The sequence below is a fragment of the Arthrobacter sp. 92 genome (genome assembly GCF_050260325.1).
Classification (GTDB): Bacteria; Actinomycetota; Actinomycetes; order Actinomycetales; family Micrococcaceae; genus Arthrobacter.
In genome coordinates this window covers 3,946,257-3,959,085 of record NZ_CP189863.1, presented here as the reverse complement: position 1 = coordinate 3,959,085, position 12,829 = coordinate 3,946,257, and the positions used below count along the sequence as shown (strand labels likewise).

Genomic DNA, 12,829 nt, shown 5'->3' with positions numbered 1-12,829 from the left:
CTGAGGATGGACAAATCCGCGTCGAATCAGTCGTCGAAGGGGCGGAACTGCTCCACGGCCACAATCTTGTTGCCGCTGCCGTGCGCAACGTGGCACACCACGATTTCGCCGGGTGCCAGGTACGGGTCGGAGGAGGGCAGGAGGGCGCTCAGGGACGAGTTCATGTGCTCGGCCAACTGCTTCATGACCGTGGGAAGCGCAGGCCGGTGCGTGCACAGGGCAATGGCGCGCTGCTTGTCGAAAAGGGCTTCGACGACGGCGGCCGTCTTCCGCGGGCTGCGGGCGTGGCGGTGCTCTGTCAACGCGTCATGGAGCTTAACCTTGGCGTCCGCCGACTTGGCGTAGGGTGCAATGGTGGCCACACAGCGCTGCCAGGGGCTGGTATGGACCCGCATCGGACGCCAGACATGCAGCAGCCGGCGCACCGCCTGCGCCTGCCGCAGGCCCGTCGCCGCAAGCGGACGGTCGCCTTCCGCCTTGGTCCATGAGGACCTCGGCTTCGCTTTGGCATGACGCACCACCAGCAGTGGCCAGGTGTCGAGTTCCTTGCGTTCGTGCGCAGCCACAAGATGTTCCAGGGGCGCGATGTCGCTCGGATTGCTCAGCAGCGTGGCAGCCTTGTCCGGCGAACACCACATCACGCTGTCCACTTCCTTGCCGTCCGGGCGCAGCTGTGCTCCGTCCACGTCCACGGCCCAGTAGTGGACGACCTTCAGGCCCGCGGCCACGTGGTAGTGGATCGGAGGAAGGGGGATCCCCAGGGTCGCCCGGAGGCCAATCTCTTCCCAAACCTCCCGCGTCGCGCATTCGGGAACGGTCTCGCCAGGGTCGATCTTTCCCTTCGGCCAGGACCAGTCGTCATAGCGGGGGCGGTGGATCAGGAGCACCTCGAGCTTGTCCTTGTTGACCCGCCACGGCAGTGCGCCGGCCGCGGTAACGGCTATCGGCTCCCCGGGATGGTCCGTCTGGTCCGCCACCAAGGCATCGTTCCGGGCATCGTCTGCTTTGCTCTTGACGTTGTTATTCAAGGCCAGGGCCCTACCGCCTGATCGTCTGACGCTGCCGGGAGCGCGAAGCAAGCAGCCACGACTGGACGTCCTCCAGGTTGCTGCCGTCTTCCGCCAGGTGGTGCCGCGTCCATTCACCCTTGCTGTCCAGATGCCAGCTGGCTGTCTCCGGATCCATATAACGGCGCAGCATGTCCAGCACGTACGTGATGTCATCGGGGTTGGCCAGCTGGACCAAGGCCTCCACCCGGCGGTCGAGGTTCCGGTGCATCATGTCGGCGGACCCGATGAACACCACGGGGTCCCCGGCATTGGCGAAGGCAAACACGCGCGAGTGTTCCAGGAAGCGTCCCAGGATGGAACGCACGGTGATGTTGTCGCTGAGCCCCGGTATTCCGGGCCGCAGGGAGCAGATGCCGCGGACGATGACGTCCACGTTCACGCCGGCCTGGGAGGCGCGGTAGAGGGAATCAATGATTGCCTCATCCACCATGGAGTTGACCTTGATCTGCACGCGGGCGGAAATCCCGGCCCTGGCGTTGCGGATTTCTGTTTCAATGCGGTCGATCAGCCCCGAGCGCACGGAGCGTGGCGCCACGAGGAGCCGCTTGAACGTGGACTTCGGCGCGTAGCCCGACAGCTGGTTGAACAGCTTCGACAAATCCTCGCCCACCTGCTCGTTGGCGGTGAGCAGGCCCAGGTCCTCGTAGTAGCGGGCCGTCCGCGGGTGGTAGTTGCCGGTGCCGATGTGGCAGTAGCGCCGCAGCCCGTCCACTTCCTGGCGCACCACGAGGGAGAGCTTGCAGTGGGTTTTGAGTCCCACGATGCCGTAGACCACGTGCACGCCGGCCTGCTCGAGTTTCCTGGCCCATGAGATGTTGGCCTGCTCATCGAAGCGGGCCTTGATCTCCACGAGTGCGAGCACCTGCTTGCCGGCCTCGGCGGCGTCGATCAGGGCATCCACGATGGGGGAGTCCCCTGACGTGCGGTACAGCGTCTGCTTGATGGCCTGAACCTTCGGGTCCGAGGCCGCCTGCTCGAGGAAGGCCTGGACGGAGGTGGAGAAGGAGTCGTACGGGTGGTGCAGCAGGATGTCCCTCCGGCGCATGGCTGCGAATACGTTCGCTGCCTTGGCCGTTTCCGATTCGTTCAGGTACCGGGAGGTGTGCGGCACGTGCTTTGGATAGTGCAGGTCCGCGCGGTCAATTCCCGCGATCACCGAAAGCCCGCGGAGATCCAAGGGCGCCGGAACCGAGTAGACCTCGGATTCCTCCACCCCGAGCTCGCGGATGAGCAGTGCCCGGATGTTGGGGTTGATGTCATTGGTGACTTCCAGCCGGACGGGGGGCCCGAACCGGCGGCGCAGCAGTTCCTTCTCGAGCGCCTGCAGGAGGTTCTCGGCGTCGTCCTCTTCCACCTCCACATCCTCGTTGCGCGTGACGCGGAACGTGTGGTGCTCCAGCACCTCCATACCTGCGAAGAGCTGGTCCAGGTGGACAGCGATGACCTCTTCGAGGGCGATGAATCGGGCCACCCGGCCGGGGATGGACCCGGCACGGGGACCATCGATGGAGATCAGTCGGGGCAGCTGGTCCGGGACCTTGACGCGGGCGAACAGCTCCTTGTCGCTGACGGGGTTCCGGACAACAACGGCCAGGTTCAGGGAGAGCCCCGAGATGTACGGGAAGGGGTGTGCGGGGTCCACGGCCAGCGGCGTCAGGATGGGGAAGACCTTCTCGGCGAACATGGCGCTGAGCTGGTCCTTGGCCTGGTCGTCGAGTTCGTCCCAGTGCATCAGGTGAATGTGCTCGTAGGCCAGCGCCGGGCGGATCTGTTCGGCGTACACGCGCGCATGACGCTGCGCGAGCCGGTGTGCGGCGTCGCCGATCTGTTCGAGCACCTGCATGGGGCTCAGGCCCGCGGGGGAGGGGACCGCCAGTCCGGTGGCGATCCGCCGTTTGAGGCCCGCCACCCGGACCATAAAGAACTCGTCCAGGTTGGAGGCAAAAATGGAGAGAAAGCTGACCCGTTCCAGCAGGAACAGGTTGGGGTCTTCGGCAAGTTCGAGGACGCGAGCGTTGAAGGCAAGCCAGCTCAGTTCCCGGTCAAGGAACCGGTCCGGGCTGATTTCGCCTTCCGGTTCGAGGTTGGGGGCGAACTCGGGTATGTCGATCCGGTCCTGGGTCGCGCGGGAAGCGGGCACTTCGGAGGAGCCAAAACGGGCGCGCACCGGCAGCACCTTGGTTTCAGACGTGGCGGTCCCGGCGGATTCCGGTTGCATGGTCTCTCCTTATTGCTGGCGCGATTTACCTTCAACCTTACAAGCTTTCGAATAGACACAGCCGCAGATTTCCGCAGCCGTCTTGAAGGCTACGGAGACGGGATCACGTGCCGGGCAGAGGCCCGTACATCACGTCCGCGTCCCACCGGGTGAAGCCAAGCCTGCGGTAGAGGGAGACGGCCGGGGCATTGTCGGCATCCGTATAGAGCATGACGGCATGGAGGCCCTTGGCCTGGAGGTGTTTGATGCCGGCGACCGTCAGGGCCTTGCCCAGCCCCATGCCTTGGGCGGCCGGGGTGACGCCCACCACGTAGACCTCGCCTATTGCCGGGTGGCTGCCATGGGCCGGGTGCACCTTCGTCCAGTGGAACCCCAGGATCTGTCCCGTGGCGTCAGCGGCCAGCAGGAACCCTGCCGGATCAAACCAGTCCTCGGCCATCCGGGCCCCCAGATCGGCGCGGGTCATGTTGCCCTGTTCGGGGTGGTGTGCGAAAGCGGCTCGATTGGCTGCCAGCCAGGCCTCTTCGTCCTGGCCGGGCACAAACGCGCGCAGCACCACGCCCTTAGGGAGACCGGCGTCGGGCAGTTCGGCCGGAGATGTGGTGAGCCGCATCTTCCACAGCTCCCGGACGGGGCCGTATCCGTATTTAGCGGCGAGCTCGGCGGCGGCTTCATGGTTGCCGTGGGACCACGCCCTGAGTCCATGCAGGCCCCGGGAATCCTTGAGCGCCGACACCAGCCGGTCTGCCACGCCCTGGTTGCGGTAGCTCGGGTGCACGGCCACTTCGAGCACGCCGGTGCCGTCGGCCTCCTCCGCGACCACTGCGAAGCCGGCCAGGTCCTGCCCGGTCGCGGGATCGGAATCCTCGTCGGGAGCATAGAGCGCCAGCGTCATCACCGAGTGGTCCTCGGACCCGCCGGCACGCAGCGTCACGAGCGTCTGCTCGGACAAGGAGGGGTTGCCGTCCGCCTCCTCGGCAGCCTCGAGCAGGCCGGTGAGGTCCTTCAACAGCTCCTCATCCACCGCGCCTTTGACGACAAGAACGGGCCAGTTTTCGGGGTGCGCAGGACTCATGAGGTAAGGCTATACGTCCGGACGGATTGGAGAGCGGATTTGCCGCCCCCGTCCACGGGCCGTATAGTCATTACCTGATCCGGCTTACTGAAGCAGGATTTTGAGGGGGATCCACCACTGGGGTGGCCTCGATACGTTCGACCCGTATGTCCTCCACGAGTGGCGAAAAGCGACATAAGAAGCCCCGGACCTCAGGTCCGGGGCTTCTTACGTTAAGCAGCTTCTGGCTCCACTCGAGTTCGGTGTCCGGCCGGTTCGGTGCCCGGCCGGGAACTACGCCTCGGTCAATTCTTCCTCGGGCTGGCGCACCAGGGTCAAGCGGTATCCCACGTTACGCACGGTGCTGATCAGGTTTTCGTGGTCGGCGCCAAGCTTGGCACGCAACCGCCGCACATGGACGTCAACGGTCCGGGTCCCGCCGTAGTAGTCGTAACCCCAGACCTCGGTCAGCAGCTGCTGCCGGGTGAACACGCGACCCGGATGCTGCGCCAGGTACTTCAGCAGTTCGAATTCCTTGAAGGTCAGGTTCAGGGGCGCCCCGTTGACCCTGGCCGTGTAACTTGCCTCGTCGATCACCACACCGGCTGCCCGGATTTCGGTGGGAGCGTCTTCCTGATCCGGGACTGCCCGCGCCACCGAGAGCCGGATCCGGGCTTCGACTTCGGCCGGGCCTGCCGAGTCAAGGAGGATGTCATCCACGGCCCAGGCCGAGGAGACCGCCGCCATGCCGCCTTCGGTGAGAATCAGCATCAGGGGAGCGCTCAGGCCGGTGGCCTTGAGCAATTGCGTGAGGGAGCGTGCGCCCACCAGGTCCTTGCGGGCGTCGAGCAGCACAACATCGCAGGGATCCGTCTCCAGCAGCGCCGTGGGCTCCGCTGGGAGGATGTGCACGCGGTGGTTGAGTAGCTCCAACGCAGGCAGGATGTCCACCGATGACCCGGTGCTGTTCGTCAATAACAGGATGTGCGACATTGTTCCTCCATGGGGCTGTCCGCGCATCATTGAGCGTTTGAACCGGGCTTTCACCGGCCGGTACTGGCTGCCGACGTCGGTTGTGGTCAGCCGGAAAAGCAACTGGCCTGCATCCTGCGAAGGTGGCGTAGCTGAGCTTTGAGTATACCTAATTGCCCCTTCACAGGCACTGGTCCGGGCGGTTTGCGGGGCCGTTTTGCGACATAAGTCGGTCACATAAGGCAGGATTGGACCGTCAGGGCCGGAAGCCTGCCCCCGGGGACCCCTTCAGGGGTGGAGTCAGGCACTGAGGCGCATACCGAACCGCGGAATGGCGGCGGGCGTGAAGATGAATGCAGGTAGAAAGTGAGCGCGGGTAAACAGTGAAGCCGTGGACCATCGGGATCATCGGACTGGCCGGGCTTGGTGTCTTCGTCGCCGGGGCCTACATCTCGCCGGAGGCCCTCCTCGCCGTCTCCGTGTTCGCGGCGCTGGCCATCGGCGTCGGCTGGCCCCACTTCCTGGGGATACCCGCCAAGAAAACTCTTGCGGCCATCATCGGCCTGCCCGGAGCCGGCTCCGCCGTGGCTGCCACCTACGTCCCGGCTCCCGGGTTCCTCGATTGGACCCCGGCGTTCATCGCCGCCGGCGTGATGGCCGTCTTCCTGATGCAGCTGCTTCGCGGCACCGGGCAGGCGCAGCGCCTCGAATCCACCCTCGGCTCCAGTGCCGGCGTCCTGCTGTCCTGCCTTGGAGCGGGCTGGATCGCGGCGTCCCGCTTCAACGGCGTGCGCGAGATGCTGCTCGTGGCCGCCATCAGTGCGGCGTTCGCGCTGCTGGCGGGGCTGATCCGCTGGCCGGACAGGATCGTTGCGCCGTTGGGAATAGTACTGGCCGGACTCACCGCTCCGCTGGCCGGCCTCATATTTACCAACATCGCCGTAATACCCGCCGCGGTTGTGGGCGTTGTGGTGGGGGCGGTTCTGGTCAGCCTGCGCCGCTTGGTTATACTCCGCGGGGACCAGATTAACTTTGCAGCAGCCTTGGGCATGGGCCTGGCGCCCGTGGCCGCAGTGGGTTCGGTGGCCTACTTCATAGACAAACTACTCATCTACTAAAGCGTTAGGATGGCATCATGTCCGTACTTGCATTTGAGATTTTCTTCCTAGTCCTGCTTGGCATTGCCAGCATTTCCATGGCGTGGTTCGCAGGCTTTGTGGTCTACCGCCTCTTCAAAGGCCAGAAGTAACCACCAGTCCAGAGCTAGCTGTTTCCAGAGGTAATTGTTGTGCCGATTGAAATTCCTACAGATCTGACTCCCGAACTCGTTCCCCTGTCCTGGCTCATTGGTGAGTGGGAGGGCCGTGGCCGGCTCGGGTCCGGTGAAGAGGACTCGGAACATTTTGCCCAGCACGTCTCCTTCACCCACAACGGCCTGCCCTACCTGCAGTACCGCGCCGAAAGCTGGCTGACGGACGAGGACGGGACCAAGCTTCGGCCCCTGACGGTGGAAACCGGCTTCTGGGCGCTGGAACGGAAGCAGCACGACGAAGACGGGGGCCCAGGCCTGATTCCGGCCGACATCGTCCCGGTGCTGAAAAGCGCTGACGATGTCGAAGAGCTTCGCAACAAAGACGGCGGCTTCGACATCTCAGTGTCGATCAACCATCCCGGCGGGATTTCCGAGCTCTACTACGGTCAGATCAAAGGCCCCCAGATCCAGCTGACCACCGACATGGTCATGCGTGCCAGCCACTCGAAGGACTACAGTGCGGCTACCCGCATTTTCGGGCTGGTGGACGGAAACCTGCTCTGGCGTTGGGACGTGGCAACGGGCGGAACCTCAACGCCCGGAAACGGACTTCAGGCCCATGCCTCGGCCATCCTGAAAAAGGTGGGCTAGGAACCAGGTCTCACTGTTCTTCCCGTCGTCAACAGCGTTCTCCACAACGAACCGAGGGAGCCGCATCAGTGAACACCGCACGGCAGGAGCGCCAAGCGCAAAAGGCTGACTACAGCGACCTGAAGGCCGTCTATTTCAACGGAACGCTGAAGAAGTCCCCGGAGACCAGCAATACCGAGGGCCTCATCAAGGTCAGCCGGCTGATCATGGAGAAGCAGGGCGTCTCGACCACAGTTATCAGGACGGTGGACCACGACGTCGCCAGCGGGGTGTATCCGGACATGCGGGAACACGGCTGGGCCTCGGATGAATGGCCCGAGCTGTATCCCCTGGTGAGGGAGGCCGACATCGTGGTGGTTGCCGGACCTATCTGGCTCGGTGACAACTCGTCCCAAACCAAGAAGCTGATCGAGCGCCTCTACGCGCACTCCGGCCAGTTGAATGACAAAGGACAGTGGGCGTATTACCCGAAGGTGGGCGGCTGCCTGATCACGGGCAACGAGGACGGCATCAAACACTGCTCCATGAATGTCCTGTACAGCCTCCAGCACATCGGGTTCACCATCCCGCCGCAGGCCGATGCCGGCTGGATCGGTCCCGTGGGACCGGGCCCCAGCTATCTCGACGAAGGCTCCGGCGGCCCGGAGAGCGACTTCACCAACCGGAACACCACCTTCATGACGTGGAACCTCCTCCACCTGGCCCGGATGCTCAAGGATGCCGGGGGCATACCCGCGTACGGCAACCTTCCGGAGGAATGGAAGGCCGGGACGCGTTTCGATTTCGAAAACCCGGAATACCGCTGAACCTTAAGGACTTCTACTACATATGACTACCAAGAGCCCCCTGTTGTCGCGCCCTGGCGCGGTTGAAGCCGCCGGCGCGGACGCCGGCGTCGCGTCCCACTACGGCGAGCCGCTACGGGAGCAGCGGGCACTCGCCGCCGGCACCGCCGTCGTCGACCTTTCCCACCGCGGCGTGGTCACAGTCACCGGTCCCGACCGCCTGAGCTGGCTGAACACGCTGTCCTCACAGCAGGTCACGAACCTCGCGCCCGGGGAGTCCAGCGAGCTGCTCCTGCTCAGCGTCCAGGGACGCATTGAGTTCGACGCACGGGTAGTGGACGACGGCGCCACGACCTGGCTGATCGTCGAGGCCGCCGAAGCGGCGCCGCTGGCGGACTACTTGAACCGGATGAAGTTCATGCTGCGCGTGGAGATCGACGATGCCTCCGACGAATGGGCCGTCCTGGGCTCCACCAAGCGGGTGGAGGAATGGTCGGGCCTGCTGGTCTGGGAGGATCCGTGGCCTCATGTCAGGCCCGGCGGCTACGCCTACTCCGTGGTTGGCGAAGACGCCCATCCCGGCGTGGAAAGGCCGTGGTTCGAATACCTGGTTCCGGCCGCCGCACTCGAGTCCACGGTGGGGGACCGCCCGCTCGCGGGGGTATGGGCGGCCGAAGCGCTGCGGATCGCGGCGTGGCGACCCAGGCTCGGCGCTGAGACTGATGACAAGACCATTCCGCATGAGCTTGACCTCCTGCGCACGGCCGTGCACTTGGCCAAGGGCTGCTACAAAGGCCAGGAAACGATCGCCCGCGTCCATAACCTGGGTCATCCCCCGCGCCGGCTGGTGTTCCTGCAGCTCGACGGCTCCCAGCACACCCTGCCCGCAGTTGGCAGCGAGGTCCGCCTGGGAGACCGCAAGGTGGGAGCCGTCACGTCCGTGGTGCAGCACTATGAAATGGGGCCTGTGGCGCTGGCTGTCATAAAGCGTTCGGTCTCCCCGGATGAAATACTGACAGTTGTCGACGGCGACGAGCCGTACACGGCGGCCCAGGAAGTCATCGTGGCTCCGGACGCGGGCCAGGTGGTGGGCCGCCAGACCGGATTCCTGAAAGGGCCTCGCTCATGACCGAAAACACCGCTGCCAGCACGTCCATGGACCGTCCGGGAGAGGCCGACGCCTCGGACGCGCCCGGCCCCGACGAACAGACCCTCGCCCTCGCGCATGCACTCTTTGACGCGGCAAGGCAAGGCGATTCGGGGCTGCTGGAAAGTTACCTTGCCGCCGGCGCGCCAGCCACGATGACGAATGCTGCGGGGGATTCCCTCCTCATGCTCGCGGCCTATCACGGGCATGCCCCGACGGTTCGTCTGCTCCTGCAGCACGGTGCCGCAGCGAACTCCCTCAACGACCGCGGCCAGACTCCGCTGGCCGGAGCGGCGTTCAAGGGGTACACGGAGGTGGCCGCCGCGCTCCTGGAGGCCGGGGCTGATCCCGACGCCGGCACTCCCTCGGCACGCGCCGCCGCCCAGATGTTTGCCCGCGCCGAGATCCTGGACCTGCTGGGCTGACCGTGCCCGCCACGGCTGACGTCAATGGTGGATTGGCGTATAGTCCATGTGGAATAGTTGGGGCGGAATAAGCTCGATCCGCGCCGGCCGGCCAGGCCGGCCGGGCCGGCCGGGCTCGGTTCAGCCCGGTTCGGCTCCAGGGGCCCGACAAGTCACCACCACCATTGACGAAAGGCTGGGATCATGCCACGGACCGCTCCGTTGACGCCGCTGGGCGTGGCGGCGTTGTCGCTGCTGGTGGAGGAGCCGATGCATCCTTACGAGATGTACCAGCTGCTGATCGCCAGGCATGAGGACCGCCTCGTCAAAGTCCGTCCCGGCACCCTGTATCACGCCGTGGGCCGGCTCGAGGAGCAGGGCATGGTGGAAGCCATCGGCACTGACCGTGAGGGCAACCGTCCCGAGCGCACCACCTACCGGATCTCGGCCGAAGGCAGGGAGGCCCTGACCCGGCGGCTGCAGGATATGCTGGCCAACCCGGTCAACGAATACCCGGCGTTTCCTCTCGCCGTATCGGAGGCCTACAACCTGCCGCCCGCCGTCGTCCTCGAGCTCCTGGACCGTCGGGTTGCCCACCAGCAAGAGCAACTGGATCTGCTGCTCGCGGCAGAAGCCGCCGTGATGAAGAAGGACGTTGCCCGCAAGTACTGGATTGACATCCAGTATCAGCAGGTGATGCTGCGCACGGAAATCGACTGGGTCCGCCAGCTCCAGGACCAGCTGCGCTCGGGGGCGCTCCCATGGTAGGAGCCCGGCTGCGCCCACAGTTTTGCGACAAGCAGTACCCCATACGTAATGAGCTCCTTAGGCAATGAGCTCAACAGGCAATCAGCACTCAAAGGAATCCCATGGAAAACGTAGCTAGGCCGTGGCCGGCCCTCTGGTCCCTGGTGATCGGGTTCTTCATGATCCTGATCGACACCACCATTGTGTCGGTGGCCAACCCCCGCATCATGGAGGGCCTGAACGCGGACATCAACTCGGTGATCTGGGTGACCAGCGCCTACCTGCTGGCCTACGCCGTGCCCCTTCTGATCACGGGCCGGCTGGGCGACCGCTTTGGGCCTAAGAAGCTCTACCTCGCCGGCCTGGTGGTCTTCACCCTGGCCTCCCTCTGGTGCGGTCTCTCCGGCGACGTCCAGACGCTCATCCTGGCCCGGGTTGTCCAGGGCCTTGGTGCGGCCATCATGACGCCGCAGACCATGGCTGTCATCACCCGCATCTTCCCGCCGGACCGCCGCGGCGCGGCAATGGGTATCTGGGGCGCCACCGCCGGCGTTGCCACGCTGGTGGGGCCGATCCTTGGAGGCGTCCTGGTGGACGGGCTCGGCTGGGAATGGATCTTCTTCATCAACCTGCCCGTGGGCATCGCGGGCTTCATCCTTGCCCTGCGGTTTGTGCCGTCGCTCTCTACCCATCCCCACAAATTCGACATTCCCGGGGTGCTGCTGAGCGCCGTCGGACTCTTCCTGCTGGTGTTCGGTATCCAGGAGGGCGAGACCTTCAACTGGGGCACCATCACCGGACCCATCACCGTCTGGGGACTGATCATCTGTGGCCTGGCCGTCCTCGCGGTGTTCGTGGTGTGGCAGCGGTTCAACAAGGGTGAACCGCTGCTGCCGCTGTCCCTGTTCAAGGACCGCAACTTTTCGCTGGCCAACATGGGCATCACCACGGTGGGCTTCACGGTGACGGCCTTCAGCCTGCCGCTGATCTTCTACTACCAGATCGTCCGGGGACTGACCCCCACCCAGTCCGCGCTCATGATGGTCCCCATGGCCCTGATCTCGGGAGGCCTGGCGCCGGTGGTCGGACGGATCATAGACCGGGTCAATCCGAAGTACATCACGGTAGCCGGCCTGCTGTTGATGTCCGTGGCGCTTTTCTGGAATTCAGCACTGATGCACCCGGACACTCCGATTTGGCTGTTCCTGTTGCCCAGCGCCGTCCTCGGTTTCGCGAACGCGGGCATTTGGGCGCCGCTGAGCTCCACCGCCACCCGTAACCTGCCGCCGCGCCAGGCCGGGGCGGGCTCGGGCGTCTACAACACCACCCGCCAGATCGGCGCGGTGCTGGGCAGCGCAGCCATCGCGGTCCTCATCCAGTCGCGGCTGGCCGCGGAGCTTCCCGCGGCGCCCGGCGGTTCCGGCAAGGCCAGCCCCATGAGTTTCGGCGGCCAGCTTCCCGCGGCACTGCATGAGGGATTTTCGACGGCGATGGGCCAGGCCATCATGCTGCCCGCCTCCGTGATCCTGCTCGGCGCTGCCGTGGCGCTCTTTTTCGCGAAGCCCAAGGCCGTGGAGGGGTGGGGTGCACCCAAGAGCGCTGCTTCCGCTGAACCGGCGTCGGATGCTGCTGCGTCGGACGCTGCCACGTCGGACGCTGCTTCGTCAGAGCGGCGCTGACTCCGTGCCGTGCCGGGCGCTGCGTGCCCGGCACGGCACGGCACGGTCAGTCAAGCAGGACGCTGGTCTGGATGCCACCGGTGGCGAAGCCGAGGCTTCGGGCAGTTGCCAGTGAACCCTTGTTGCTGACGTCGGCGCGCCACTGGAGTGTCAATCCTGACGCCAGGGCCTCGTGGGCGGCGATGGATGCGGCCAATGAGCCCAGCCCCCGGCGGCGCCACCCGGGAGCGACGAGCACCCCCATATGTGCCAGGATTCCTTCCCACTCGGTGTAGGCGCCGCATGCCACGGGCACGGTGCGCCCGTCCTCCCGGTGCATGATGGTGAAGCGGTGTTCGAGGTCTGAAAGCCCGACTTCGTTCACGTCGTCCGGCGGGCAAAGCCCCTCCAGCTCGACCGCCTCAGGGTTCCCGTGCGAGACGGTGAGCTCTTCGGAGGGCTGCAGCAACGGCAGGTCGTCGGCGAAGAAGAGCGCAGCGGCTCCGAGTCCGTGGCCGCCGTGGTTCCGTGTGATGGTCAGGAGCGTCACGTGCTGCGCCATGTCCTCGTCGGGAATTCCGACGGCGGCGTCCAGCGCCCACTGTGGCCCTACGAGGGCCGAGCTCCCGAACAGGCGGACGAATTGCACGGCCCGCGCGGACTCATCGGCGCGGGTGATGCGTTCCCCGGATTCGCGTGCGGCGGTGAAGGCGGCGTCGTCGAGTCCAAGGCGGCGGGCCCACGCGAGCTGGATGATGTCGGCGGTGCCGGGCTCGAGAGTCATGCCTCAACCCTACCCAGCGGGGGCAAGCGCGAACGGACACTTGAGGCCCACGGATGTGGGCCTCAAGTGTCCGTTCGCGCTGCCCTG

At 65.4% G+C, this 12,829-nt stretch carries 12 protein-coding genes; 7 read left to right on the top strand and 5 right to left on the bottom strand.

The window, feature by feature from the left end; translation table 11 throughout:
* Positions 1-26 precede the first annotated feature (26 nt).
* The 4 genes from ACP4XC_RS18365 to ACP4XC_RS18350 form a co-directional block, all read right to left on the bottom strand.
* The gene (locus tag ACP4XC_RS18365) at positions 27-1,028 is read right to left on the bottom strand and encodes an NUDIX hydrolase (protein ID WP_427172141.1); all 1,002 of its coding nucleotides are present in this window, start codon (positions 1,026-1,028) and stop codon (positions 27-29) included.
* 10 nt (positions 1,029-1,038) lie between these two features.
* Positions 1,039-3,288, bottom strand: coding sequence for an RNA degradosome polyphosphate kinase (locus tag ACP4XC_RS18360; protein WP_427172140.1), 2,250 nt, complete (start codon positions 3,286-3,288; stop codon positions 1,039-1,041).
* Between the two features lie 103 nt (positions 3,289-3,391).
* Entirely contained in the window at positions 3,392-4,363 is a 972-nt protein-coding gene (gene mshD, locus ACP4XC_RS18355; protein ID WP_427172139.1) for a mycothiol synthase, read from the bottom strand.
* Positions 4,364-4,636: 273 nt separating this feature from the next.
* The gene (locus ACP4XC_RS18350) at positions 4,637-5,335 is read right to left on the bottom strand and encodes a winged helix-turn-helix transcriptional regulator (RefSeq protein WP_427172138.1); all 699 of its coding nucleotides are present in this window, start codon (positions 5,333-5,335) and stop codon (positions 4,637-4,639) included.
* Positions 5,336-5,697: 362 nt separating this feature from the next.
* On the opposite strand from ACP4XC_RS18350, the gene ACP4XC_RS18345 reads away from it, so the two are divergent.
* From ACP4XC_RS18345 to ACP4XC_RS18315, 7 genes are all read left to right on the top strand, one after another.
* Positions 5,698-6,432, top strand: a complete 735-nt coding sequence (locus ACP4XC_RS18345) for a permease (RefSeq protein WP_427172137.1) — start codon at positions 5,698-5,700, stop codon at positions 6,430-6,432.
* A 170-nt stretch (positions 6,433-6,602) separates the two neighbouring features.
* A complete protein-coding gene (locus ACP4XC_RS18340; protein ID WP_427172136.1) occupies positions 6,603-7,217 on the top strand; it encodes an FABP family protein in 615 nt (204 codons plus the stop codon).
* A gap of 68 nt (positions 7,218-7,285) precedes the next feature.
* The gene (locus ACP4XC_RS18335; protein WP_427172135.1) at positions 7,286-8,023 is read left to right on the top strand and encodes a flavodoxin family protein; all 738 of its coding nucleotides are present in this window, start codon (positions 7,286-7,288) and stop codon (positions 8,021-8,023) included.
* 22 nt (positions 8,024-8,045) lie between these two features.
* The gene (locus ACP4XC_RS18330; protein ID WP_427172134.1) at positions 8,046-9,131 is read left to right on the top strand and encodes a YgfZ/GcvT domain-containing protein; all 1,086 of its coding nucleotides are present in this window, start codon (positions 8,046-8,048) and stop codon (positions 9,129-9,131) included.
* Complete coding sequence (locus tag ACP4XC_RS18325; RefSeq protein ID WP_427172133.1) at positions 9,128-9,574, top strand: ankyrin repeat domain-containing protein; 447 nt, start codon at positions 9,128-9,130, stop codon at positions 9,572-9,574. The genes ACP4XC_RS18330 and ACP4XC_RS18325 overlap by 4 nt, the downstream gene beginning before the upstream one ends.
* 183 nt (positions 9,575-9,757) lie before the next feature.
* Positions 9,758-10,321: a PadR family transcriptional regulator gene (locus ACP4XC_RS18320; RefSeq protein WP_427172132.1), complete on the top strand. Its 564-nt coding sequence runs from the start codon at positions 9,758-9,760 to the stop codon at positions 10,319-10,321.
* A gap of 101 nt (positions 10,322-10,422) precedes the next feature.
* Positions 10,423-11,979 (top strand): DHA2 family efflux MFS transporter permease subunit, encoded by a 1,557-nt coding sequence (locus ACP4XC_RS18315; RefSeq protein WP_427172131.1) that lies wholly within the window; start codon positions 10,423-10,425, stop codon positions 11,977-11,979.
* Between the two features lie 46 nt (positions 11,980-12,025).
* Here ACP4XC_RS18315 and ACP4XC_RS18310 read toward each other — a convergent pair whose 3' ends face one another.
* Positions 12,026-12,742: a GNAT family N-acetyltransferase gene (locus ACP4XC_RS18310; protein WP_427172130.1), complete on the bottom strand. Its 717-nt coding sequence runs from the start codon at positions 12,740-12,742 to the stop codon at positions 12,026-12,028.
* Positions 12,743-12,829: the final 87 nt, after the last annotated feature.

What these genes read in the sequence shown, in the direction of transcription:
- ACP4XC_RS18315 (WP_427172131.1), top strand. Translation starts at nt 10,423, where the DNA reads ATGGAAAACGTAGCTAGGCCGTGGCCGGCCCTCTGGTCCCTGGTGATC.
- ACP4XC_RS18350 (WP_427172138.1), bottom strand. Translation starts at nt 5,335, where the DNA reads ATGTCGCACATCCTGTTATTGACGAACAGCACCGGGTCATCGGTGGAC.
- ACP4XC_RS18330 (WP_427172134.1), top strand. Translation starts at nt 8,046, where the DNA reads ATGACTACCAAGAGCCCCCTGTTGTCGCGCCCTGGCGCGGTTGAAGCC.
- mshD (WP_427172139.1), bottom strand. Translation starts at nt 4,363, where the DNA reads ATGAGTCCTGCGCACCCCGAAAACTGGCCCGTTCTTGTCGTCAAAGGC.
- ACP4XC_RS18310 (WP_427172130.1), bottom strand. Translation starts at nt 12,742, where the DNA reads ATGACTCTCGAGCCCGGCACCGCCGACATCATCCAGCTCGCGTGGGCC.
- ACP4XC_RS18360 (WP_427172140.1), bottom strand. Translation starts at nt 3,288, where the DNA reads ATGCAACCGGAATCCGCCGGGACCGCCACGTCTGAAACCAAGGTGCTG.
- ACP4XC_RS18320 (WP_427172132.1), top strand. Translation starts at nt 9,758, where the DNA reads ATGCCACGGACCGCTCCGTTGACGCCGCTGGGCGTGGCGGCGTTGTCG.
- ACP4XC_RS18325 (WP_427172133.1), top strand. Translation starts at nt 9,128, where the DNA reads ATGACCGAAAACACCGCTGCCAGCACGTCCATGGACCGTCCGGGAGAG.